The sequence below is a fragment of the Bacillus cereus group sp. Bc031 genome, assembly GCF_027716265.1.
GTDB lineage: Bacteria > Bacillota > Bacilli > Bacillales > Bacillaceae_G > Bacillus_A > Bacillus_A paranthracis.
In genome coordinates this window covers 1-26,306 of the sequence record NZ_JAQFUL010000070.1, presented here as the reverse complement: position 1 = coordinate 26,306, position 26,306 = coordinate 1, and the positions used below count along the sequence as shown (strand labels likewise).

Below are 26,306 nucleotides of genomic sequence, written 5' to 3'. Positions count from 1 at the left end.
AGGATCAAACTCTCCAATAAAGTTAGTTTGTCTAGCATCTAAAATAAAAATTGACGTTTCACGTTGTTTGTTTCGTTCAGTTTTCAAAGAACTTGTCCATCGCTTCAGAAGCGACTTCATCATATTAACATCTTCATTTTTCGATGTCAACTAAGTTTTAAAATTTCTTTTTTGTCGTTTTCTACGTTTCCGCATCAGCGACGTTTATTAATATACCATCATGATTTTTAAATAACAAGTGTTTTTTTAAAAAAACACAAAAAAATATCCCCCCTACTTTCTTCTATATAGATACACCTCATCTCCTCTACAAAAAACAACTAATTAAATTTTATACCAATACACTCTAATTAAACAAACTACATTTCATAATCCCTCCCCAGCTTTTCATTCTCCTCTATATTAAATTCCATAGTCAATTGCTTTTCTTTAGATTAACTAACTAAAAAAACAAATCAATCCACATTCAAAAAGAAAATAGCTTCGCCACTTCCTAATAATGCGAACATGCTGATTTTTTGTTCCTCCACACAAATCATTACTAGTTGAACGAGCCGGGTGTTGACAGACAGCTCCCCCCAACCGAATTCGAGGTGAGAATCTTATCGTCCGACCAACGGCGGGATAGATAACGAAATTCCAACAAAACATCAACTTAAGATTATTGTTAGAATTTTTTTACATTTAATTAATGCAAAATATCCATTTTTTGTTATATAGTAGAAAGGACGTACTCAACTATAAATAACCCAATGGAGGAATTACTTTATGGATAGGTTAACAAAGTTTTCATTAAAAAACCGCGCCGCTGTTATCATCATGGTTTTTCTCATTTCCATACTCGGTGTTTATTCCGGCTCTAAATTACCTATGGAATTTTTACCTAGCATCGATAATCCCGCAGTCACCGTCACAACCTTATCTCCAGGACTCGACGCTGAAGCAATGACAAAAGAAGTAACCGATCCCCTTGAAAAACAATTTCGCAACTTAGAACACATCGACAACATCACCTCTTCTACTCACGAAGGATTATCACGCATCGATATCGCGTATACATCCAAAGCAAATATGAAAGATGCCACACGTGAAGTTGAAAAGGCCATTAATACAATTAAATTACCTAAAGATGCAACGAAACCGATAGTTAGCCAATTAAATACTTCTATGATTCCACTCGCTCAAATTGCAATCCAAAAGCAAAACGGATTTTCAAAAGCAGATGAAAAACAAATCGAAAAGGAAATCGTACCACAACTCGAAAGCATTGATGGCGTTGCCAACGTTATGTTTTTTGGAAAATCAACTTCCGAATTATCTATTATACTAGACCCAAACCAATTAAAAGATAAAAACGTAACAACGGAACAAATATTAAAGGTTTTACAAGGAAAAGAAACTTCCACTCCAGCTGGAGCTGTTACCGTTAATAAAGAAGAATATAACCTTCGTGTCATCGGGGATATAAAAAATGTAGATGACATTAAAAACATCACTGTTGCACCTCAAGTTAAATTACAAGATGTTTCTCAAATTGAACTTAAACAACACTACGATACAATCTCACATATAAACGGCGAAGAAGGCACTGGATTAATCATCATGAAAGAGCCAAGTAAAAATGCAGTTGCAACCGGAAAAGAAATCGATAAAAAAATTAAAGATATAAGTAAACAATATAAAGATCAGTTTTCTATTAAACTTTTAGCATCAACTCATGAACAAGTTGAAAATGCTGTTACTAGTATGGGAAAAGAAGTAATCCTTGGAGCAATTGCGGCAACTCTAATTATCTTAATCTTTTTACGCAATTTCCGAACGACACTCATCGCTGTTGTCAGTATTCCATTATCTATTTTATTAACACTCTTTTTACTACACCAATCTAACATCACACTTAACACTCTAACACTTGGTGGTTTAGCCGTTGCAGTTGGACGTCTCGTCGATGATAGCATCGTTGTCATTGAGAATATTTTCCGCCGGTTACAAAAGGAATCTTTCTCTAAAGATATTATTCTCGATGCAACGAAAGAGGTCGCCGTCGCAATTACTTCTTCCACCTTAACAACGGTCGCTGTTTTTTTACCTATCGGCCTCGTATCAGGAGTAATCGGAAAATTAATGTTACCTATGGTATTAGCGGTCGTATATTCTATACTATCGTCCTTAATCGTTGCACTAACAGTTGTGCCACTTATGGCTTTTTTACTACTCAAAAAAACAAAACACAAAAAGCCAAGTTCTTCACCACGATATACGGCTACATTAAAGTGGGCTCTTTCGCATAAATTCATTATTCTACTTACTTCTTTTTTATTATTCGCAGGATCGATTGCTGCCTATGTATTACTACCGAAAGCGAATATAAAATCTGAAGACGACACAATGTTATCTATTAATATGACTTTCCCAGCTGATTACGCTCCTGAAACACAAAAACAAAAAGCCTTTGATTTCGAAAAGAAGCTACTTTCTAATTCAGATGTAACGGATGTTATTTTACGAATGGGATCTAGCGCAGAAGATGCACAATGGGGGCAAACGACCAAAAATAATCTCGCAAGTATATTGGTAGTCTTTAAAAAAGGTTCTGATATTGATCAGTATATTAAAGAGTTAAAGAAAGAACATAAAACTTTTGAACCCGCTGAACTTGATTATATAAAAATGAGTTATTCAAGCTCTGGCGGCGGCAATAATTTGCAATTCAACGTAACAGCCACTAACGAAACGAATTTAAAAGAGGCTGCTACTATCGTCGAAACAAAACTAAAAGATATGGATGATCTTTCTAAAGTAAAAACGAATTTAGAAGACTCTAAGAAAGAATGGCAAATCCATGTTGATCAAACAAAGGCCGAACAACTAGGATTAACACCAGAATTAGCAGCTCAACAAGTAGCATTCCTTATGAAGAAATCACCTATTGGTGAAGTTTCAATCAATAACGAAAAAACTACTATTATGATAGAACATAAAAAAGAAAGCATTACTAAACAAGAAGACATTTTAAACACAAACATACTATCACCTATTAATGGACCAATTCCTTTAAAAGACATTGCAACTATTTCAGAAAAACAACTTCAAACAGAAGTCTTCCATAAAGATGGAAAAGAAACCATTCAAATTACCGCAGAAGCTTCAAATGAAGATTTAAGTAAGGTAAGCGCAGAAGTGAACAAAGCGATAGCCGACTTAGATTTACCTAACGGAGCCAAAGTAAATATCGCAGGCGCCACTGAATCTATGCAAGAGAACTTCACAGATTTATTCAAGATTATGGGGATTGCAATCGGGATTGTATATTTAATTATGGTTATTACCTTTGGGCAGGCGCGTGCTCCTTTTGCAATCTTGTTCTCCTTGCCATTAGCTGCTGTCGGCGGTATTTTAGGATTAATCATTTCAGGAACACCAGTTGATGTAAATTCCTTGATCGGCGCATTAATGTTAATCGGGATTGTCGTTACAAACGCTATCGTATTAATAGAAAGAGTACAACAAAACCGAGAACACGGTATGGAAACGAGAGAGGCCTTACTTGAAGCAGGTTCCACTAGATTACGCCCAATTATTATGACAGCTATTACAACAATCGTCGCTATGCTACCACTCCTATTTGGTCAATCACAAGCAGGAAGTATGGTATCGAAAAGTTTGGCAGTCGTTGTCATCGGCGGTTTAGCAGTCTCAACTGTCCTTACATTAGTAGTCGTTCCTGTAATGTATGAACTATTAGATAAAATCGGGAGAAAAAGACGCTCTCGTAGAAAAATAAATACTTCTACAGAAACACCTGATATTTAAACGAAAAAGCGTTATCTTCACGAATGAAGATAACGCTTTTTCTCTACCTACTCATATAATCCATCATTTTATCCCACTATTTGTGAGCAGTAAAACCCCACTGTTTAAAATTTCACTTTATCTATATAACGAATTACAAATTCAACAATCGCTATACCTTTTCCTTCTATATTAAAACGCAAAAAGAACCCCCTACTTATAAATAGAGAGTTCTTCTTTATAACTTATGCCGCTTTTACCTTCTTCGTCGTTTTACTTTTTCTTTTCGCTCCTGTAAAACGTTTGTGCAATATAGATGCTACTAAGCGTGAAATAACATTGAATAGCAATACCATAATAATTAATACAGCTGCAGACTTTGTCGCAATTAACTTCGCATCTGGAATAATTCCTTCAGAATTTAACTTCCAAATGTGAACCGCTAACGTTTCAGCTGGTCTAAATGGGTTTAAAGGATGAGCAGGACTTGAGAAGTCCGCTGCTGAATTTAAAATTGGAGATGTTAAACCCGCTGTATAAATTAATGCCGCCGCTTCACCAAATATACGACCTGCCGCTAAAATAACACCTGTAATAATTTGTGGTAGTGACGACGGAATAATAATACGAGTGATCGTTTGCCACTTTGTTGCACCTAATCCAAGACTCGCCTCTTTCACATTAGAAGGAACCTCTGAAATCGCATTTTCACAAACACGAGTTAAACCTGGCAAGTTTAAAATTGTTAAAGCAAGGGCACCACCCATTACTGTGTATCCCCATCCTGTCATTGTAACGAACACTAACAAACCGAATAAACCAACAACAATAGAAGGTAAAGATGCCATTGTCTCAATACATAAACGAACAAAGTTTAAAAAACGTCCTTGTTTTGCATACTCTGCTAAATATATTCCAGCGCCTAATCCGAGAGGAATAGATATAATAAGCGTTATAACAAGCATATAGAAAGAATTGAATAACTGCGGACCAATCCCACCACCAGCTCTTGTATTACTTGGTTCTCCAAACAAGAAATTAGGATCCCAAAAACCCCATCCCTTTTGTAAAATCTCAAACACTAAGAACACTAGTAAAGCTACAACTAAAGCCGCAACCGCATAAAAGATACCTGTCCAAACTTTATTTACCGTTCTTGCATTCATTATTATCGCTCACCTCTTTGCCCAATTGCTCGAATTACTAAAATAAACAGGAATGAAATAACAAGTAAAATCATTGCTAAAGTCCATAGCGCATTGTTCCAAGCAGTTCCGTTTAATGTATTTGTCATGTCCATTGTCAAAATACCAGTTAACGTTGCTGTCGGGCTATATATGCCTTCTGGTAATTTAACCGTATTCCCAATTACCATTTGAACCGCTAATGCTTCACCAAAAGCACGCGCTAAACCTAAAACAATACCTGTTAAAATCCCCTTTTTCGCAGCAGGAACAATCACTCGGCTAACCGCTTGCCATTTCGTTGATCCTAAACCATAAGAAGCTTCTAAATAATCAAATGGAACAGAGCGTATTGCATCAGAAGCGATACTAGCAATAGTAGGCAAAATCATTATACTTAATACAACAATACCTGCAATTAAACTAAAGCCCACTCCTCCAAACGAATCACGTAATAGCGGTACTAAAATTGTAACCCCTAATAATCCGTATACAACCGAAGGAATACCAACTAATAATTCTAAAACAGGCTTCAATACTTTATTTCCAAACTTCGGCGAAATTAAATTCATGAATATAGCAAGAGCTATAGCAATTGGCGCACTAATAATAACCGCACCTAACGAAACCACCGTTGAACCTACAATAAAAATTACAGCCCCGAAAGTTCCCTCATCAGCATTTGGACTCCATTTTGTCGATGTTAACATTTCAGTAAACGAGATACCACTTTGCGTAAATGATTGAATTCCTTTACCGCAAATAAATGCAATAATAGCTAATGTAACTAAAACAATAAAAATACCACAAAACGTAACAAGTGATCTTCCTATATATTCACTTTTCACGTAATTAATTTGTTTTTTCCCCTTCATCACAGGACAGACCCCACTTCATAAATTGAAATGAACAGGACTGGCCTTGCAGCCAGCCCCATAAATTTTATTACTTATTTAATTTAGACATTGGAATATAACCCATATCTTCTACTTGCTTTTCAAAATCTTTACCTTTTACATAGTCAATGTAAGCTTTTGTTGCTTCTTTTGCCTCACCTTTCGTTACCATGTACTCGTAAGACCAGAATGGATATTTACCAGACGCAATGTTTTCAACTTTTGGTTCAGCACCATCAATTTTCACTGTTTGTAGCGCACCTTTTTTCTCGCCAACCATGTAAGACATTGCTAAATAACTTACTGAACCTGGAGTAGAGTTAATCGCTTGTTCTACTGCACCGTTAGAATCTTGTGTAGTACCAGTTCCATCATTGATTTTCGCATCTTTCATAATTGTTTTTTCAAATGTAGCACGTGTACCAGAAGAAGCTGGACGATTGATTACGTTAATTTTTTCATCTTTCCCGCCTACCTCTTTCCAGTTTGTTACTTTTCCAGTGAAGATATCTTGTACTTGTTGTACTGTTAAATTATCAACTTTTACATCTTTATTTACGACAAGTGCGAATGCAATACCCGCTACCTTGTTATCTACTAATTCTTTCGCCTTATCAGCATCTTTTATTTTATCTGCAGATGGAACATCTGAGTTACCAATTTGGACCGCACCAGAAGCTACTTGGTTAATTCCAGTTCCACTACCGCCACCTTGCACTTGAATAGAAACGTTTGAATTTTTCTCCATAAATTTCTTTCCAGCTTCCTCTGCAAGAGGCTGAAGTGCTGTAGAGCCTGCAGCTGCTATCGTACCTGACAATTCTTGTTTTGCATTATCGCTTCCTTTAGCATCTTTACCTGATGTCTCTTCTGCTTTTCCACATCCCACTAATGAACCCGCTACCACTAAAGCTGCTAAAGAAAATTTAATACCCTTTTTCATGACCATGTCTTGTACCCCCATTTGGATTATCACTTTTCACATTTATCTACTTCTTTCGAACACAAATTCATTGTAGGACAATAATATTATGTGAGTGTTAAGCAATTTTTAATTTTAAGTAAATGACGATAATAATCCTTAAAAACTAGGAATCCCAACATTTATAGTTAAAGAACCCAACAAAATCCACACTAATTAAGCTGTAATGTAAATTTATTCTTAACAATGTAAATTCAATGTAAATATTTTTCACTCTTTTTTCCTTTTAGTTAAAGTTACATTTACAATTCCGTTGTATTTTGTTACTTTTACACGCCTAATTTATGTACATTACACAGAATTTCAGTAATATTTTTTAGTACAACTAAATAAATTGGAACAATTCTAAAAACAAATGAATATTTTTAAAGTACCAATTGACAGCATCATCCAATGTAGTCTACTATATTACTAACAAAAAGTTTACCTAAGGAAACTTTTTAAACTCAAACTAACAATATAGAGATGAGGTAACTTTTATGGTATCGGCTAATAAAAAACCACTTTCCGAATTTAAGACTGGAGAGTTTGTACAAATTGAGAAGATACAATTAGAAGGAACTATGAAACGACGTTTATTAGATTTAGGATTTATCCCAGGCGCAACAATTAAAGTATTACAACGCAGTCCACTTGGAGATCCGGTCGCTTATCAAGTAAGCAACACAACTATCGCACTACGCAAGGAAGAAAGTTCCCTTATTTTCGGGGTATTAATAGGAGATGATTTCAGATGAGCAAACATCGCATTGCTTTAGCTGGCAACCCAAATACCGGGAAAAGTACATTATTTAATACTTTAACAGGTTTAAAACAACATACTGGAAACTGGACGGGAAAAACAGTTTTAAAAGCTGAAGGAGAATATGAACATAACGGTAGTAAATATACATTAATAGATTTACCTGGGACTTACTCACTATATTCAAATTCTGCGGATGAAGAAGTAGCAAGGGATTATATTATATTTGAAAAACCAGAAGTAACTGTAGTTGTTGTAGATGCAACAGCAATGGAAAGAAATTTAAATTTAGCACTTCAAGTGATGGAAATGACGAGTAACGTAGTCATTTGTATTAACTTAATTGATGAAGCTGAGAAAAAAGGCATCGTTATCGATGAAAAAAAATTAGCAAAATCACTTGGTGTACCTGTAGTTAAGATTTCCGCTCGTAACCGAGTAGGCATCGGTCATTTACTAAATGTCATTGCTAAAGTAGCAAATAAAAAGCTAATTCCAGCACCAATTAAAGTTACTTATAGTGAAAAAATCGAAAATATGATTCGAGAATTAGAACCACAAATTTATAAAGTATTCGGTGATACGTATCCAGCACGTTGGATTGCATTACGTATATTAGATGGAGATAAAAATTTCTTAACTGCACTTGAAAAACATCATAACGAACCACTTGTAAGGGAGGTCGTAATTAATGGAATCTCACTCAGCCAGTAAAGCTCTTCCATTAGACTATATTATTCAACACGCTCAAACACTTTCAAAAGAAGATATACGAGATGATATTGTCGGAGATATTTATCGAACATCTGCAAGCATCTGTAAAGAATCTGTTCAATATACAAATACGGATAAATTATATCGTGCTGAAAAACTAGATAAAATTTTCACATCTCCAATATGGGGATTCCCAATTATGCTCGGTATTTTATCTATCATTTTTTATCTTACAATCGCTGGTGCTAACGTACCATCTGATATGATTGCTGAGTTTTTCGGATGGGCCGAAGGATATTTAACTTCTTGGTTCCAAGCAGCACACGCACCTGAATGGTTACATGGCATTTTAATACTTGGTTTATTCCGTGGTATCGGCACTGTTATTAGCGTTATGTTACCACCTATGGCCATCTTTTTCCCTATGTTCGCACTATTAGAAAACTATGGATACTTACCACGCGTTGCGTTTAATATGGACCGCTTATTCAAACGCTCTGGTGCACACGGTAAACAATCTTTAACAATGGCAATGGGCTTTGGTTGTAACGCTGCAGCTATTATGTCAACACGTATTATTGAATCACCACGTGAACGTATGCTTGCAATCTTAACAAATAACTTCGTACCTTGTAACGGTCGCTGGCCTATGTTAATTTTAATGGCCTCATTATTTATGGCTGCTGGTTATACAGGTAGTATGCAAACACTTGTTACTGCCGGCGTTGTAGTTGGAATGGTTGTAATTGGTATCGTTATGACATTAACTGTTTCTTGGGTACTATCCAAAACAGCTTTAAAAGGCGTTCCAACCCACTATACACTTGAATTACCGCCGTACCGTAAGCCAAAGGTTTGGAATACAATTGTGCGCGCAACACTCGATAAATCAGTTTATGTTTTAAAACGAGCTGTTGTTGTAGCTGCCCCTGCGGCTGCATTAACTTGGTTACTAGCTAATATTTTCATCGGTGACACAAGCTTACTTATGTATTTTGTAAATTTTCTAGATCCATTTGCTAAAATGTTAGGACTTGACGGCTTTATTCTAGCTGCTTTCATTCTTGGACTACCAGCGAATGAAATTGTTATCCCGATTTTATTAATGTCTTACTTATCAACCGGAGCTTTAACTGAAATAGATGATTTTAATCAAATTAAAAATTTATTCTTAGAAAATGGTTGGACTTGGTTAACAGCGTTAAACACAATGTTGTTCTCACTTCTTCATTTCCCATGTGGAACGACACTGGTTAACATATATAAAGAAACAAAAAGTGCAGAATGGACATTCTTATCGTTTGCAATCCCTACCGTTATCGCCATTGTTGTGACATTCCTCTCTACACAATTGGTACATTGGTTAGGGCTTGTATAAAAACAAAGCATACATAGAAGGTATCCCCCTTCACATATGCTTTGCACGAAAGAAACCTGAAATCATTCAGGTTTCTTTTTTTGTATATCAGTATTCCAAGGCTGTGCTCCATACGTTGTAATTTTTTTATGAATGTAGTATATAGCTCCTGGAAGAACTGCCATTAATATTGTGCAACTAATCCCTAATCCAGTAAACACCTTCCATCACCTTACTTTACTCTTTTTGGTAAAGCTGAACCCGTATGTTCAATTGTTGGATGAACATGAACAGTAACCTCAGCATCACTAAAGTAATTTTCACCTTGATCCCAATTCTTACTTATTTTTTTCCACTCTTTATAATTATGCCGCTTATACACTTCCCCTAATTCTAATACATCTACCTTATATTTTTTTTGAACAAGCTGAACGGATTTTCGGATGCGCGTCTCCATTTCCTTCGAAATATCCTTCTCTAAACGTTTTTCATTCAAGACCTTTTTATGATCACTAAAGTGTAACTCAGCTATTGTACCTTCCAAAAATAAGTGAATATTAAACTTTGGTTTTGTAACATTTGTTGTAGATACTTTAATTTTCCGACGCAACTTATGAATTTCATATGTAATAAGTTGATTCTTTTTGCGGATAGTAAAAAAACCTCCAATTTTTTTACCTACTATATAATTCATTCCTAATGTTTCTTCCCCATTCAAACTACCTACACACTTATTATCCTTCCCACGAAACAACGCTGCCCCGTTCATTTGTACACCTTGCTTTGTTAATTCAAGAATAGGTAATACGAAGCTTCGGCTCGCAATCATCTTTTCCTGAACCTCACCAATTCTTGCAGCCTCAATCATTTGGGCATTTTTCGGAGGATGTTCAGCTAACATATCAATATACTGTGCCGGTAAATTTTCAGGTTTTGCACTCTGTTTTAAAATAGATTCGGCATTCTTCTTCGAAACAAACAAACGAATATTTCTCCTCATTTCATGATCGCGAATATATACATCTAACGTATTTTGCAAAACATACGGATTCGCCAGTAATTCTTCCGAAAAAATAATCACTTGTATATGCGGAAAAATAATGTTCGACTAATTTTTTTAGCAATAATTCGGATTTGCTCAAAGACACTATCTGCTTTCGCACTCACATTAATATAATTTTCACTATCTCCACCACCTTGTCCCCCTTGTTGCGCTAGCTTACTGGGAAGCACCATCTGATACGTCCCTTTCATAATCGGATTCGATTTCTTTTTTTTCACGATATCATAGGCTGCACCTACTACAAATCCTCTTTCTTCTATTTCTTCTAGCTCAGAACACCCACTGATAGATCCAACTAAAACCATAAGCATTATAATTTTAAGAAGGTGTTTCATTTCTACCATTCCTTCTTCTTATTTTATATACAATAAAAACTAACAAAGGTGCTAACACGACAAACCCCATATCTATCCAAGCTAAATAAGTCCCATAGCTTGACAAAGTATTCAAACTACTCGGTACCATGTTCACCATAAAAATAATAGGGGCACTTACAAAAATGAAAATATGTTTCTTCACTTTCGGAAACATCGCACAAAACAATAAAGATGCGACGTCATAATACATTGCTGTCGTGTTATAAATAGTAATAATCCAAGTTGTAAAAAAAATCGCATCAAACCTTTCTAAAAACCCTCCACCAATTTCAATTTCTTTCCCTAATTCAATTGTTGGATATGTTAATCCACGTGTTGTCATATATGTAAAAACACTAATACAAGTTACATAAATTAAAATGTATGATAACACGTTTACCATCACAGCTTTTGCAACTGCCATCGGTGCTTTTTTTGCCGTCTTATCGTTTAACAAAACAGCATAAAACAAAGCTACTTCAAACCCAATAAATGTAAAAATAGAATTTTCAACTCCAACAGCATATTGACTCACTTCCGTTTGAAAGGCTGGTAGTAAATTATTTATTTCCATTAAATTTATATTCAATAAAGAAAGAAGCACTATCGCAATTAAAACAATAGGTAAAAATAGAACATTTAACCTTAATAAAGCTGCTCTAGATCCTGCTATTCCATAAATAACAACTAATAAGAAGAAGAAAGACAGTAGTTGTATTGGTGTATCACTAAACAAATACGTTTGGGAAATAATTGAAATCATTCGCGATTCATATGCTGTCAACGCAGCAAACGTTAATACTAAAACGCTGCTAATCGTGTATGCAACAGGCTTTGTCAAATGCGCACTCGTATATTGAACAAAGTTTTGTTTCGGGAATAAAATAGCTACCCTCGTTACAAACCAACCTAAAACTGCACACACCAATCCACCCAAAAGCAAAATAATCCAACCGTCCGAAAATAAAGTTTGGTTAGCGATATCTCTTGGCATAGACAATGCTCCTATACCAATAATGGTCGAAGATACCGCAAACCCAATTTCCCGAGATCCAATCTCTTCATCGCCATACTCAAATGGTTTCAATTATTCTCGCTCCTTTGGACGTATTGTAGAATCCTTCGTTTGTAAATATTCCGGTCTCTCTTTCAACATTGATTTCGGCAAACGAATAAGCTCTTCTTTCCAATCTTTATAGAATGCGGGAGCAATTGGAGTTGTATACGGCACACCAACACTTGTTAAATTTGTAATATGAACAGCAAGCGCAATAAGAGCTAGAATGATTCCATACAACCCAAAAGCCGTTGCTGCTAATACAAAGACGAAAAGTAAAATCCGAAACGTAATTGTGATGCTATACACCGGAAGTGAAAATGTAGCAATAGCTGTAACCGCAATAATGATAACTAAAAATGGATTTACAATTCCTGCATTCACCGCTGCCTCTCCAATTACAAGACCACCTACAATCCCAATTGTTTGTCCCATCGGTTTCGGCAACCTAATTCCTGCTTCTCGTATTAACTCCATCGTTAATGCCATCATTAACGTTTCAATATAGGCAGGAAAAGGAACACCTTCTCTTGCTCCAGCAATCGAATAAGCCAATTTAGAAGGAATAAGTCCTTGGTGATACGAAACGAGCGCTACATACATCGCTGGCATTAAAATTGCAACTATACCAGAACCCATCCGCAAAATTCTTAATAAAGTCCCTATTACCCAACGCTCATAATGATCTTCCACAGATTGAAAAATATCAACAAACACTAGCGGAGCTATAAGGGCAAAGGGAGATCCATCCACCAAAATAGCTGCCTTTCCTTTCGTTAATGAGGCCACAATATTATCAGGCCTTTCCGTATTCAAAAACTGCGGAAACGGCGACAAATTATTATCTTGAATTAATTGCTCAATTGTACCCGTCTCAAAAACGACATCTGTCACTATGGATTGAAGACGCCGATCTAGCTCTTTTACAATGTAAGGATTAATAATGTCTTCTATATATACTAAAGTCACTTCTTTTTGGGATCTCTTTCCCATAATATAAGATTGAAATCTCAGCTTTGGGTCACGTAAACTACGGCGAATTAATACTTTATTCACGTCAATATCTTCATTTAATCCAATTCTCGGTCCACGTATTAAATCTTCTGTTACTGGCGGTTCTAAACTTCTTTTTTCCCAAGCCCTACTATTAATTACGATAGCGGTTTGAATATTATCAATTAATATAACTGTATCTCCCGCTAAAATCGCATTTATAATATCCGGCAACGTTGTCTTCTTACCAACTTCTGCAATAGAAATAAAGCGATCCAATAATGTTTGAACAACAGCTTCGTCTTTTTGTATTTCTTCATATTGAAGTGTACGAACTACATATTTATAAACATTATCCTTATCTGTTAACCCACATAAAAAGACAACAGCACAGCGTGTAAAACTACCGGCAAGGGCAACTTCCCTAATTGTTAAATCATTCGGCGAACCTAACTCATCTCTAATTTCTTTCATAACTTCAAATAAGTTACCTTTTAGCTCTAACAAGTCCCCCACCTAACTTCCTTTTCAACAAGTTTTTAGTTAGATTCCGCTAATAGAAGAAAATATATACAAAAAAGAGCTATCTCTTTTCAAAGATAGCTCTAGCATACGAATTACTTTTCTACTATTATATTGTCTTTCTTTATAGATACATTTTTAGTGAATCCGCTAACGATAAACATCACAATCATATTCATTAACAGCGCGACTATACCTACATTTAAATCTTTTATATATTGAGGGAAACCCGGAAACATCGTAGCTATAGTTGAACCAGATAAAGTAATATACGCAACCACTAATAACCCAATCCCCATCCCGGCAATTGCTCCTTGCTTCGTAATAGTCTGACGTGGAAACAAACTACATACAAGTGCCGGGAAAAGTTGTGTCACTATACTATATCCCATTAAAAGAAGTGCTCCTATCGTTTCTCCACCTTTAAAAGTAAACAAAACAGCTACAAGCGTTACTACAGGAACAAATAATTTCGCTACTTTTGCCACTTGTCGATCCGAGGCAGATGGGACCATTGCTCGGTAAATATTTTTCGCTAATAATGTAGAAGCGGCCATGACAAGCATAGAACCTGGAACTAATGCCGTTAAAACTCCAGCACTACCAATAATCCCAATAAACCAAGGATCAAAAGTTTGAAGAGCCAGACGGAATAACGAAAGGTCTACATCCCCTCCCTTTAATCCAGGAACTTGCAAAATAGCTGCGAATCCTGCAAAGAACACGAAAAGTAAAACTAAAGAGTACAGTGGCATAATGGCCGCATTTTTACGAAATACTTTTTCATTTTTTGCAGAGAAAGCAGAGGCAAATGTATGAGGCCACATATAGAAACCGAGAGCTGTTAATACAATAGTAGAAACAAACCAAGAAATGCTCATTCCTTCATCAGGTAAAGATAAAAATCCTGGTTTTGCTGCTTCTACAGCTTCAAACATCGGCTGAAATCCTCCGTAATAATGGTACGGTAAATATATACCTAAAAACATAACGATAAACAGGATCATAATATCCTTCAAAGCGGCCGTCCAAGCAGAGCCGTGTATACCTGAAACCATTACATATATCGTTATAACAATTGCGCCAATCCACACTGCGATAACTGGTGATACCCTTCCGTAAGACGCTTCCGAAACGATAATTCCTAATCCTTTTAACTGTAAAACAAGGTATGGGATAATCGAAATAACCCCAATGATAGAAACGATAAGGCCAAGTGCTTGACTCTTATATTTCTTCACAAAAAAATCTGGCTGTCAAACTAGATTATGCTCTTTTGCATACTTCCAAACTGGTGGTAATAAAAAATAAGATAAAATATAAGCTAACGCACCATAACCTAAAATATAAAAAGTAGGTGCTCCCTTACTATACGCCCATCCACTTCCACCTAAAAATGTGAATGTCGTATAAATTTCACCTGCCATAAGAAGAAAAACAAAAATAGTACCAAAGCCTCTTCCTCCAACTGACCATTGCTCTAAATTCATATCTTTTCCATGTTGCGCCCGAATTCCTAAAAATAGTGCGAGAAACAAAAATAAAATAATGATAAGTAATGCGGTCATTTTACATCCCCCTTATTAGCAGGATCAAATACGTATACAATCCCCATACAAAGAGATGTAATAAGCACTGATAATAATATCCAAAATAATAAAAATGGCATCCCTAATATGTAAGGAGTAACTGAATTAGCAAATACGGGGCCAACAACTAAACAAAAAACTGGAATAAGCGCTAATACGTGTATTTTCTTCATCTCATTCTCCTTTACTTATGAAATTCATAATCGATGATACAAAGACTTGCACGCCAATTGGTAATGCATCTTCATCAATCGTAAAACGAGGGTGATGGTGAGGATATATAATTCCTTTCTCTTTGTTTCCTGCTCCGATAAAAAAGAATGTCCCTGGTGCTTTTTGTAAAAACGCTGAAAAATCTTCTCCAGCCATCGTCGGCTGTAAACGAGTAACTCGTTCCCTTCCATAAAGCTGTAATGCTGTTTGCTCAATAATCTCTGTCACTTCATAATCATTTACTACTGGACGATATCCATATTCATAAGAAAACGTATATTTCGCTCCATAAGCTTCCGTCACATGCTTTACAATCTGTTCAATCCTTTTCTCTGTTTCTTCTCGTAACTCATGTCTTAAACTCCGCACTGTCCCTTCAATCTCCGCTTGTTCTGGAATCACATTATGGGTTGTCCCAGCGTGAAATTGCGTAACAGATACTACAAGAGAATCTAACGGATTCGTGAGGCGAGATACAATTTGCTGAAGTTGGGAAATCACTTGTGTACCGATTGCAATACTATCAACAGTTTCATGAGGGATTCCAGCATGTCCACCTTTTCCTTCTATTATAATTTTAAAAACATCTGGAGCAGCCATTGCGGGACCATAAATTACACCTACTTTTCCAACCTCTAACGATGCCCAAAGGTGAGCACCAATAATATAATCGACCCCTTCCATTACACCCGCTGCAACCATTTCCTCTGCACCACCAGGAAAGTTTTCTTCAGCATGTTGGAATAGAAAACGAATCTCCCCTTTAATTTTCTCTCTTGCTTCTACTAACTTATGTACAACTCCAAGTAATATCGCTATATGTCCATCATGGCCACATGCATGCATTACACCCGGATATGTAGAAATAAAATCAAACTCATTTTCTTCATGAATAGGAAGAGCATCCATGTCAGCTCGAACCGCAACTATTTTACCAGGCTGCTTTCCAATCAACCTTGCCATTACACTATATTTCGTAGGTCTTGATACTTCTAAACATGGAATTTCCCGAAGTATATCGAACACAAACTGCGATGTTTTCTCTTCTTGAAAAGATAACTCTGGATACTTATGAAAATGTCTTCTCCACTCAACCAACTGATCCTTTGACAAAACAAGTTCTTTTGCAACATCCATTTCTCTTCTCCCCTTCTTCACCAAGTTAAATGTTATTATAACGTGAATTGTTAACTTTTAAAAGAATCTTCTGAATTTTCCGTTATAATTAATTAAAAATAAAAAGCCATCAAAAAAGATGGCTTTCTCATTATTATAAAATAGTAATTGCTTGTTTCCCCATTTGCTCCCACGCTTGCTCAAACTCTGCTCGCGGAACAGCGAAACGCGGATTATTTTTTAGAGGATCATTTACATATACAAAGTTTTGATCGTATCCAACTACTACTACACTATGCTCAAAATATGTAATTTTCACTTCACCAGAGCTTGTATTCCATGTTTCAAAACTACTTTCAGCTAGCGGCTTAAATGTTGTATTAATAATAACCCATACTGGAGAACCAGAACTAATTACCTTATATAGATCATTCACGTCTCTATCTGTTAAATTAATTACTTTTTCAGAAACATATTTTTCTGCTAAATTAAAGATTGGTTTATTGTATACACCATATCCTGGTTCAGCTTTCGTATAAATATTACCAACAAATCCCTCATACGGATTTCCACGCAAACCATTTTGTTCAAATGGAACTCGTTGAATTTCACTAGCAAGCTGCATCTTATCTACTTGTACACCTTTATATTGTAGCAACATAGCTAAGCTTGTCACTTCACATCCACGAGGTAATTCTGGTAACTGCTTTATAAACGGAACATTTTCAATCATAGCCGCTTCTTTCATTTCAGATAGAAAATCTAAGCGTAGCACTTGTGCCTTTTGTATAATCTTATCTTTCCCTATAAAAAACGCTGCAGCAAATATAATTCCAAAAACAAAAAGATATTTTAACTTTTTCATTTTAAACAAAACTCCATTAATTATTATTTTACAGACATACCTCTTACCATTGTACCTTTCTTCTTGCTAGTTTGCTAGAAAGATTCTGTGGATTATTGTTCATAACTACATCGTTATAAAATTCTAATTATTTTTAATAAAAAGAAAAAACAATATACTTTTTAGCAACATTTTGCTAAAATCAAAATTATTAACATGGTGAAGATATCACCTTGTTAATAAAAACATTCTTAGAGTATTTAGTCATAGTTCGTTTTTTACATACTCCATTCATTTCATAGCAAATAAACTGAGTATGTGTCACATCCCCCACTAATGATTAAAAACTCAGAATGAAAACCAGTTAACACATATAAGAAAATAACGGGGTGAGGGGCATATGAATCAACAAGTAGAACAAACAGATTTAAAACGTACAATGAAAAGTAGACACCTATTTATGATCGCACTTGGTGGTGTTATCGGCACTGGCCTATTTATGGGATCTGGTCAAATCGTCCATAACGCCGGCCCTGGTGGTGCTATTCTTGTATTTTTAGTCGGTGGATTTGTTATGTATTTAACGATGTTATGTCTTGGTGAATTATCCGTAGCTATGCCAGAAGCAGGTTCATTCCAAAGCTATGCAAGCAAATTTATTTCACCTGGTTTTGGTTTTGTTGTCGGTTGGATGTATTGGTTAAATTGGGCTGTTACAGTTGGAGTAGAGTTAACAACTGTAAGTATTTTAATGAAACGATGGTTTCCAGACGTTTCTTCGTGGATTTGGTGTGTTACATTTGCGGCAGCACTCTTTCTTGTAAACGCTTTATCAGCAAAAGCATATGCAGAAGCAGAATTTTGGTTCGCAAGTGTAAAAGTCGCAACTATTGTTGTTTTCATCGTACTCGGTGGTGCAGTTATGTTCGGTCTACTAGACTTTAACGGAAAACCAGCTCCAATGCTTCACAATTTCACTGAAAATGGCGGCCTATTTCCAAATGGTGCATTAGCTGTTCTTCTTACGATGATTACAGTAAATTACTCCTTCCAAGGAACAGAATTAATCGGAATTGCTTCAGGAGAAAGTGAAAATCCTGAAAAAACAATTCCTAAAGCAATCAAAAATACCATTTGGCGCACACTATTCTTCTTCGTCCTAGCAATATCAGTTGTTGTAGGTTTACTCCCGTGGCAAGAGGCTAATCTAGTCGAAAGTCCATTTGTACTTGTATTTGATGTAGCTGGTGTTCCATATGCAGCAGACATTATGAACTTTGTTATTATTACAGCTGTATTATCCGTAGCCAATTCTGGTCTATACGCAAATTCGCGTATGCTTTGGGCGATGGCAAAACAAGGAATGGCAAGTCCAGCATTTACGAAATTAACTAAAAAAGGTGTACCACTAAACGCATTGATTTTCAGTCTAATCTTTGCAAGTCTATCCCTATTAACAAGTATATTTGCAGCAGATACTGTCTTTTTAGTTTTAACATCTATCGCAGCAATGGCTGCTGTTGTCGTTTGGATGTCAATTGCGGCTTCACCGTTTTTCTTCCGTAGAAACTTCGTGAAAAACGGTGGTGACATAAATGATTTAAAATATCGCACACCACTTTATCCGCTCGTTCCAATCGTAGCGTTCTCACTCAATTTCATTACATTTGTTAGTTTAGCTTTCATTCCAGATCAGAGAATTGCTCTTTATTGCGGCATTCCATTTATGGTCATTTGTTACATTTTATATCAAGTGAAATATAAAAAAATTGTCACATTTGAACAACAACAGACTATTTCACAAGAAATAAACTAAATATACGGAATATTCAGCTATATTTCTTATGATAAGATAGCTTTTTTCTATTTCTTGGGTATCCTGGTATAACTTTATTTATCTTAAAATTTTCACAATCGCATTTTTCTCTGGAAAATAGTTTACAATGTAATCAAGTTACAAATGATATTCACCTTAAAAAGTGTGCATTTGTGTCTATTTTTTAACAATATCTCAAAAACTATTGCCTTCTATAAATTAATAGGTTTATATTGTTTTATTGGCATAGTTTCAATCCAAGGAGAAAGGAGATTTTCAATCGTGCAACTAAAGAAAGCGTTTTGGAAGTTGGCTTCGCTTCTTCCGTTATCATTACTTCTGTTCCTCGGTGGCTGTGATAAAAAACTCGCAGTATTAAATCCGCAAGGACCTGTTGCAAAAGCACAGTATGATTTAATTGTTTGGTCATTCTTGCTTATGTCATTAATTATCGCAATTGTATTCATCTTGTTTACAGTCATCTTGATTCGTTATCGTGAAAAACCAGAGAATATGGACTATGAGCCACCTGAACAACACGGTAACACATTATTAGAAATCATTTGGACGCTTGTTCCTGTTATTATCGTTATCGCATTATCGATTCCAACAGTAAAAGCAACTTATGCTTCGGAAGAGGTTCCGAAAGAGTCCAAACATATTAAACCAGTGGAGATTTATGTTACATCTGCAAACTGGAAATGGTTATTCAGTTACCCAGAGGAAAAAATTGAAACCGTTAACTATTTAAACATCCCAGCTGGTGTACCAATTCAATTCAAACTGACTTCTGTCGGCCCAATGAATGCTTTCTGGGTACCAGAACTTGGTGGTATGAAGTACACAATGGATGGCATGATTATGGACCTTTATTTACAAGCTGATAAGCCAGGTTCTTACCTAGGTCGTAGCGCGAACTTCTCTGGTGAAGGATTTACTCACATGGAGTTCGAAGTTGAAGCAAAAACTAAAGAGAAATATGACAAGTGGGTTAAAGAAGTACAACAAACTGCTCCTAAACTAACAGAAGATAAGTACAACGAAATTGTTAAACCTGGTGTAGTTGGTCGTATGACATTCTCTAGCCATCACTTAAGTTATGTAGATCCAAAATCACTTGAATATTGTGATTACAACTACTACAAAAACAAAAAATAATAGCTATAATTCCAACAGATTGGAGTGAACACAGTGAAGCTTGATGAATTCTTTGTCACAGGTGACCCGATTATTTACGGTGCAGACGCTTCTATCGTTCTTGTGACATTAGCAATCATTTTCGTACTAACTAAGTATAAAAAATGGAAATGGCTTTGGGACGAATGGTTAACAACTGTTGACCATAAAAAGATTGGGGCCATGTATATTATCTCTGCGGTTATTATGTTATTCCGTGGTGGTATGGACGGTTTAATGATCCGTGCACAGTTAACATTCCCTGAAACAACTTATTTAAACGCTGAACACTATAACGGAATCTTCACAACACATGGTACAGTTATGATTCTTTTCATGGCGATGCCATTCGTTATGGGATTAATGAACCTTGTAGTACCATTACAAATTGGTGCTCGTGACGTTGCATATCCGTTCTTAAATGCTTTAAGTTTCTGGTTATTCTTTGTCGGAGCAATGTTATTCAACATCGCTTTCGTAATCGGTGGTTCTCCAGACGCTGGGTGGACTTCTTACTTCCCAATGGCAGGTACAGAGTTTACTTCTGGTGTAGGAAATAACTACTACGCAATTGCATTACAGATTTCAGGTCTCGGTACGTTAATGACAGGTATTAACTTCCTTGTTACTATCTTAAAAATGCGTACACCTGGTATGACTTTAATGAGAATGCCAATGTTTACTTGGTCAATCTTAATTACAACAATTATCATTATTTTCGCTTTCCCAGTATTAACAGTTGCTCTAGCATTAATGACATTTGACCGTCTATTCGATGCTCACTTCTTTACGATGGCGAGCGGCGGTATGCCAATGTTATGGGCCAACCTATTCTGGGTATGGGGTCACCCTGAAGTATATATCGTTATTTTACCGGCATTCGGTATTTTCTCTGAAATCATTAGTACATTCTCACGTAAACGTCTATTCGGTTACAGTGCGATGGTATACTCAATGGTTGCAATTTCTTTACTAAGTTTCGTCGTATGGCTTCACCACTTCTTCACGATGGGTGCAGGTCCAGCGGTTAACTCATTCTTCTCGATTTCGACAATGGCGATTTCGATTCCAACCGGGGTTAAGATCTTTAACTGGTTGTTTACACTGTATAAAGGACGTATTCGTTTTACAGTTCCAATGCTTTGGTCATTGGCATTTATTCCAAACTTCGTAGTCGGTGGGGTTACAGGGGTTATGCTTGGTATGGCAGCAGCTGATTATCAGTACCATAACAGCTACTTCCTAATCGCTCACTTCCACTACGTATTAATCGCAGGTACAGTATTCGCTATGCTTGCTGGATTCACATTCTGGTATCCAAAAATGACTGGTCATATGTTAAATGAACGCCTAGGTAAATGGACATTCTGGATCTTTATGAGCGGATTCAACATCTGTTTCTTCCCAATGTACTTCTTAGGTTTAGACGGTATGACTCGTCGTATGTACACTTACTCTGAAAGTCTTGGATGGGGATGGCTAAACCAAATCGCATCTGTTGGTGCGGTAATGATGGGTATCGGCTTCCTACTTCTTTGCTACAACGTAATTTGGAGTGCTCGTCACGGTGAACGTGACACAACTGGAGATCCATGGGACGGCCGTACACTTGAATGGGCAACTCAATCTCCTGTACAACATTACAACTTCGCGAAACTTCCTGAAATCAAAGAAGCTGATGCTTTCTGGTACATGAAAAAACGCGGAGAAACAGTTACACCAGCAGCAGAAGACATCAAACCAATTCACATGCCAAGTAACTCTGGTGTGCCTATTATTGCGTCTGGATTCTTCGGTCTTGCAGGTTTCGCATTAGTATTTAGCTGGTTCTGGCTTGCAGCAATCGGCGGCATTGGTATTTTAGCTTGCTTAATCTATCGTTCATTCGATTACGATGAAGGTTACTATATTAGTGTAGATGAAATTAAAAAATCAGAACATGTAGCATGAGAGGTGAAATGATATGGCGGCTTTAGATAAAAGCTTACCTTTGGAATATCAATCCGAACAAAGCAGATTGAATATCCTAGGATTCTGGATTTTTCTTGGGGCTGAAATTATGCTGTTCGCAACACTTTTCGCCTCTTATCTAGTACTTGCTGGTCGTACGGCAGATGGCCCAACACCAGCACAACTGTTTGAACTTAAAACGCTTTTAATTCAAACATTACTACTTTTAACAAGTAGTTTCACATGTGGTATCGTGATCCACGAAATGCGTAAGCACAACCAAAAAGCAATGCTTGGATGGTTCGTCCTTACATTACTTTTAGGTGCAGGCTTCCTATTCTTCGAGATCGAAGAGTTCATTATGTATATTGGTGAAGGCGCAACAATTCAAACAAGTGCTTTCCTATCTGGATTCTTCGTTCTTCTTGGAACGCACGGAGCCCACGTAACAGGCGGTATCATTTGGGCAATTTGTGTTATTATCCAAATTTTAAAACGAGGTTTAACACCAGTTACAGCTCGTAAAGTATTCATTATCAGCTTATACTGGCATTTCCTTGATTTAGTTTGGGTCTTTATTTACACACTAGTTTACTTGAACGGGATGGTGGCGTAAATGGGTCAAAATAACAATCAAGCAAATGGGCATGCGCATAGCGGATTCCCTTGGTCACACGTTTTCGGATTTATTTTATCGCTTGCACTAACGTTTCTAGCGTTATACGTGGCACTTTATACAAACCTGCCACTATCAACGATCTTAACTACCATTATCATAATGGCTGTTGCGCAAGCGTTGTTACAATTAATTATGTTCATGCATTTAAAAGAAGGAGAAGGAAGAGTTCAAGTTCTTACTATGATTTACAGTTTCTTCGTTGCAACTGCAACAGTTGGTTTAACTGTATGGATCTTCTTCTCAATGTAATGTACATGAAAAAGACTGCTGAGATTCCTCAGCAGTCTTTTTTTATTCCCTCCCCTATTACATCCACATTACGGAATTAACAACAGAATCATGAAAAATATACTTATTATGACAAATGTTAAGAAAAATCTTTCTTTATGAAATCGAATCCATATGCGTTGCTTTTCTACCTATTATATGGCTAAATAGGTACTATATTTATTTGAAGGGAGAGAACGCAATGGAACATCACACTTCTGTTCTATCACTTATGGTTGTCGTTGCAATCGCGTTTTTCGTTCCCCTTTTGTTACAACGCTTTAAATTAAAAGCACTTCCTGTCGTTGTTGCAGAAATCATCGCAGGAATCTTTGTAGGTAAAAGTGGATTTAATATTATTGAGCCAGATATGTGGCTTCAAGTCTTATCGACACTAGGATTTATCTTTCTTATGTTTTTAAGCGGTTTAGAAATTGATTTTTCTATCTTTAAACAAAAAGGGAAAAAGAACACGACAAACGAACCAAACACATTCCAAGCAGCAAGTATTATCTTCTTATTTATTTTCATCCTATCTTATGCCCTATCACTACTATTCGTATGGCTAGGATTTGTAGATAATGCAATGTTTATGACTTTAATCATTTCAACAATCTCTTTAGGTGTTGTCGTACCAACACTAAAAGAGAATAACTTAGGAAAAACAGCAATTGGACAAATCATTTTATTAGTCGCTGTTATTGCGGATTTAGTTACAATGATTTTACTCGCTGTATTCGTCGGATTAAATTCCGAAAGCGGCCAAAGCATGTGGCTTCTTCTTCTTCTATTCGGCGCTGGTATTGTTATTTACTTCGTTGCAAAACGTTTTAAAAACATTCCATACTTGGATAACTTAAAAGCTGGGAGTGTACAAATTGATACACGAGCTGTTTTTGCACTCATCTTAATATTAGTTGGGTTATCTGAATCCGTTGGAGCTGAAAATATTTTAGGCGCCTTCTTAGCGGGTGTACTCGTATCATTATTATCACCAAATGAAGATATGGTTGAAAAACTGGATTCTATCGGATACGGTTTCTTCATTCCTATTTTCTTCGTAATGGTTGGTGTAAATTTAGAGGTTTGGTCTATTTTTAAAGAGCCTTCTAGTATGCTAATGATTCCAATTCTAATTGTAGGACTCTTTATCTCAAAACTGTTACCATCACTCGTTTTACGAAAATGGTATCCACGTAATATCGTACTGGGGAGTGCCATCTTATTAACATCGACACTTTCTTTAGTTATTGCAGCTGCACAAATTGGTGAAAAGCTAGGGATCATCAGTCCAAGTTTATCTGCTTCCCTTATTTTAAGCGCAGTTATTACTTGTATTTTTGCGCCTATATTATTTAAAAAGATGTTCCCAAAAGTAGAAACGCCAAAACCAAAAGTTTCTATTATTGGTGCGAGCAGAATTACCCTTCCGTTATCACTTGATTTAAAACGAGAAGATTATGACGTAACACTATATATGATGCGTCAAAACAAAATAAACGATGAGGAAGCAAAATCACATGACTTCCCTATCGTGAAATTAGATGACATCACAATCGCATCGTTAACTGAACAAACAGCCTTTCATGCAGACCGAGTTGTTGTTGCAACAAGTGATGATGAGCAAAACTTACTATTAGCAGAACACGCAAAAGAACTAGGTGTTGAACATGTTATTGCAAGTGTAGAAGATCCACTTCTACAAGAAAAAGCAACACAAGAACATATCGCCGTATTCTCAACAATTAACTCTACACGTATTCTATTACGTGCGCTAATTGATAAACCGAGTCTCGTTCGCTTAATTACAACAGCAAACGAAACAGTCCGTGAAGTTGAACTACGGAGCAATAAATATAACGGCGTTGCACTTCGTCGCCTTCCGTTTTTAGGTGATGTACTAGTCATTCAAATTTATCGTGGAAATAAAGCATTAATCCCACATGGTGATACAAGACTACAACACGGTGATACATTACTTGTAACAGGCTCAAAAGAACATATCGATACACTAAAAAACATATTAGAATAAAAAAATGCCCCTCACATAATTGAGGGGCATTTTTTTTCATTTCATATGGTAAAATGTTACTATCACATATTATGAGGATGGATTACATTATGTCTATTATAACTTTAGCTCTCTTATTATTAGCCGAAATACTCGTGGCCATTATTCTCATCGGTGTTAGTATTGAAATTTGTAGTTACGGATGGAAAAAGTCAAATAGAATAAAATACTCTTGCCTCTTACTTTCACTCCTTCTCGGAACCACTAGCATACTCGGACTTTTCGCTGCACCTGCCTATTTCTTTATACAATTAACAGAAAAAGCGTTATAAGAAAGGATGTTAATATGATTACCGTGAAAAATATTGATGGATCTGAAACTTACGTATTACGTCAAAAAATTTTGCGCCCGAGTCAAACATTAGCAGATTGTAAATACCCTTCCGACTATGAAACAGACAGCTTTCACTTAGGAGCATTTATAAATGATAAACTGATTAGTATCGCTTCCTTCTCAAAAGAAATATATCCTGACCTACCTACAGGTATTCATTACCGTCTACGAGGAATGGCCACATTACCTGAATTTCGAAACAACCACGCTGGAAGCTCCTTAATTCAGAAAGCAGAACAAATCTTACAAGAGCGTCAAGCAAATATATTATGGTGTAATGGCCGAATTACTGTAGCTGACTATTACAAGCGCTTAGGCTTCCAAGAACATGGTGAAATCTTTGAAATTGAACCAATTGGCCTTCATAAAGTACTGTATAAAAGAATATAAGAAAAGCTTTCCTATGGGAAAGCTTTTCTTATATTTCAATCTTCACTTTTTATTTTTTTCATATATATGTATATAAACAGACTAGGAACTAAAAAACAGGCTAACATAATAAGTCCTGTCATACTAATCATAGCCATCAAGTTTAAAAAATAAGTCCGATGCCTTTTGGCATCGGACTTATTTTTTAAAACTTGAGAGTAGAA

At 36.2% G+C, this 26,306-nt stretch carries 21 protein-coding genes and 2 pseudogenes; 12 read left to right on the top strand and 11 right to left on the bottom strand.

Annotated features, from left to right (window positions below; genetic code table 11):
- The first annotated feature begins 768 nt into the window (after positions 1-768).
- On the top strand, positions 769-3,813 hold the full coding sequence (locus PDQ33_RS21885) for an efflux RND transporter permease subunit (RefSeq protein ID WP_000375585.1): 3,045 nt from the start codon (positions 769-771) through the stop codon (positions 3,811-3,813).
- 224 nt (positions 3,814-4,037) lie between these two features.
- On the opposite strand, the gene pstA is transcribed toward PDQ33_RS21885, so the two are convergent.
- The 3 genes from pstA to PDQ33_RS21870 form a co-directional block, all read right to left on the bottom strand.
- Positions 4,038-4,958 (bottom strand): phosphate ABC transporter permease PstA, encoded by a 921-nt coding sequence (pstA, locus tag PDQ33_RS21880; RefSeq protein ID WP_000994142.1) that lies wholly within the window; start codon positions 4,956-4,958, stop codon positions 4,038-4,040.
- Between the two features lie 2 nt (positions 4,959-4,960).
- Positions 4,961-5,851, bottom strand: a complete 891-nt coding sequence (pstC, locus tag PDQ33_RS21875; protein ID WP_000676682.1) for a phosphate ABC transporter permease subunit PstC — start codon at positions 5,849-5,851, stop codon at positions 4,961-4,963.
- 70 nt (positions 5,852-5,921) lie between these two features.
- Positions 5,922-6,821 carry a phosphate ABC transporter substrate-binding protein PstS gene (locus tag PDQ33_RS21870; RefSeq protein ID WP_000245119.1) on the bottom strand — a complete coding sequence of 300 codons (900 nt, stop codon included), beginning with the start codon at positions 6,819-6,821 and terminating at the stop codon, positions 5,922-5,924.
- Between the two features lie 512 nt (positions 6,822-7,333).
- On the opposite strand from PDQ33_RS21870, the gene PDQ33_RS21865 reads away from it, so the two are divergent.
- Genes PDQ33_RS21865 through PDQ33_RS21855 form a run of 3 tightly spaced genes read left to right on the top strand, consistent with a single transcriptional unit; the run spans position 7,334 to position 9,688 of the window.
- A complete protein-coding gene (locus PDQ33_RS21865; RefSeq protein WP_000252986.1) occupies positions 7,334-7,591 on the top strand; it encodes a FeoA family protein in 258 nt (85 codons plus the stop codon).
- On the top strand, positions 7,588-8,310 hold the full coding sequence (locus tag PDQ33_RS21860) for a FeoB small GTPase domain-containing protein (protein WP_000033860.1): 723 nt from the start codon (positions 7,588-7,590) through the stop codon (positions 8,308-8,310). Before PDQ33_RS21865 ends, PDQ33_RS21860 begins: the two co-directional genes overlap by 4 nt.
- On the top strand, positions 8,288-9,688 hold the full coding sequence (locus PDQ33_RS21855; protein ID WP_270394299.1) for a nucleoside recognition domain-containing protein: 1,401 nt from the start codon (positions 8,288-8,290) through the stop codon (positions 9,686-9,688). The genes PDQ33_RS21860 and PDQ33_RS21855 overlap by 23 nt, the downstream gene beginning before the upstream one ends.
- 62 nt (positions 9,689-9,750) lie before the next feature.
- On the opposite strand, the gene PDQ33_RS21850 is transcribed toward PDQ33_RS21855, so the two are convergent.
- The 8 genes and pseudogenes from PDQ33_RS21850 to PDQ33_RS21815 all read right to left on the bottom strand — a co-directional run bounded on the left by PDQ33_RS21850 (position 9,751) and on the right by PDQ33_RS21815 (position 17,441).
- Positions 9,751-9,888 (bottom strand): hypothetical protein, encoded by a 138-nt coding sequence (locus tag PDQ33_RS21850; RefSeq protein ID WP_000493994.1) that lies wholly within the window; start codon positions 9,886-9,888, stop codon positions 9,751-9,753.
- 11 nt (positions 9,889-9,899) lie between these two features.
- Positions 9,900-11,065, bottom strand: a pseudogene (locus tag PDQ33_RS21845) (Ger(x)C family spore germination protein).
- Complete coding sequence (gene gerLB, locus PDQ33_RS21840; RefSeq protein WP_270756593.1) at positions 11,049-12,173, bottom strand: spore germination protein GerLB; 1,125 nt, start codon at positions 12,171-12,173, stop codon at positions 11,049-11,051. Before gerLB ends, PDQ33_RS21845 begins: the two are co-directional and overlap by 17 nt.
- Positions 12,174-13,652, bottom strand: coding sequence for a spore germination protein GerLA (gene gerLA, locus PDQ33_RS21835; protein ID WP_270756591.1), 1,479 nt, complete (start codon positions 13,650-13,652; stop codon positions 12,174-12,176). It lies immediately after the preceding gene.
- 101 nt (positions 13,653-13,753) lie between these two features.
- A pseudogene (locus tag PDQ33_RS21830) lies at positions 13,754-15,226 on the bottom strand (sodium:solute symporter family protein).
- Complete coding sequence (locus PDQ33_RS21825; RefSeq protein WP_000719858.1) at positions 15,223-15,420, bottom strand: DUF3311 domain-containing protein; 198 nt, start codon at positions 15,418-15,420, stop codon at positions 15,223-15,225. The pseudogene PDQ33_RS21830 and the gene PDQ33_RS21825 overlap by 4 nt, the downstream one beginning before the upstream one ends.
- Before the next feature lies 1 nt (position 15,421).
- Positions 15,422-16,597, bottom strand: a complete 1,176-nt coding sequence (locus PDQ33_RS21820; RefSeq protein WP_000382093.1) for an amidohydrolase — start codon at positions 16,595-16,597, stop codon at positions 15,422-15,424.
- Positions 16,598-16,730: 133 nt separating this feature from the next.
- Positions 16,731-17,441: a C39 family peptidase gene (locus PDQ33_RS21815; protein WP_000734474.1), complete on the bottom strand. Its 711-nt coding sequence runs from the start codon at positions 17,439-17,441 to the stop codon at positions 16,731-16,733.
- Positions 17,442-17,820: 379 nt separating this feature from the next.
- Between PDQ33_RS21815 and PDQ33_RS21810 the strand changes: the two genes are divergently transcribed.
- The 8 genes from PDQ33_RS21810 (at position 17,821) to PDQ33_RS21775 (ending at position 26,103) form a co-directional block, all read left to right on the top strand.
- The gene (locus PDQ33_RS21810; RefSeq protein WP_076872502.1) at positions 17,821-19,236 is read left to right on the top strand and encodes an amino acid permease; all 1,416 of its coding nucleotides are present in this window, start codon (positions 17,821-17,823) and stop codon (positions 19,234-19,236) included.
- Between the two features lie 282 nt (positions 19,237-19,518).
- Positions 19,519-20,394, top strand: a complete 876-nt coding sequence (locus PDQ33_RS21805) for a cytochrome aa3 quinol oxidase subunit II (RefSeq protein ID WP_001176167.1) — start codon at positions 19,519-19,521, stop codon at positions 20,392-20,394.
- A gap of 33 nt (positions 20,395-20,427) precedes the next feature.
- Complete coding sequence (gene qoxB, locus PDQ33_RS21800) at positions 20,428-22,362, top strand: cytochrome aa3 quinol oxidase subunit I (RefSeq protein WP_000762372.1); 1,935 nt, start codon at positions 20,428-20,430, stop codon at positions 22,360-22,362.
- A 13-nt stretch (positions 22,363-22,375) separates the two neighbouring features.
- Positions 22,376-22,978: a cytochrome aa3 quinol oxidase subunit III gene (gene qoxC, locus PDQ33_RS21795; RefSeq protein ID WP_000729317.1), complete on the top strand. Its 603-nt coding sequence runs from the start codon at positions 22,376-22,378 to the stop codon at positions 22,976-22,978.
- Positions 22,979-23,290, top strand: coding sequence for a cytochrome aa3 quinol oxidase subunit IV (gene qoxD / locus PDQ33_RS21790; protein WP_000531380.1), 312 nt, complete (start codon positions 22,979-22,981; stop codon positions 23,288-23,290). It abuts the gene before it with no gap.
- Positions 23,291-23,510: 220 nt separating this feature from the next.
- Complete coding sequence (locus PDQ33_RS21785; protein WP_000399981.1) at positions 23,511-25,340, top strand: monovalent cation:proton antiporter family protein; 1,830 nt, start codon at positions 23,511-23,513, stop codon at positions 25,338-25,340.
- 53 nt (positions 25,341-25,393) lie between these two features.
- Positions 25,394-25,651 (top strand): DUF4022 family protein, encoded by a 258-nt coding sequence (locus PDQ33_RS21780; RefSeq protein WP_042469424.1) that lies wholly within the window; start codon positions 25,394-25,396, stop codon positions 25,649-25,651.
- 14 nt (positions 25,652-25,665) lie between these two features.
- A complete protein-coding gene (locus PDQ33_RS21775) occupies positions 25,666-26,103 on the top strand; it encodes a GNAT family N-acetyltransferase (protein ID WP_000633753.1) in 438 nt (145 codons plus the stop codon).
- Positions 26,104-26,306: the final 203 nt, after the last annotated feature.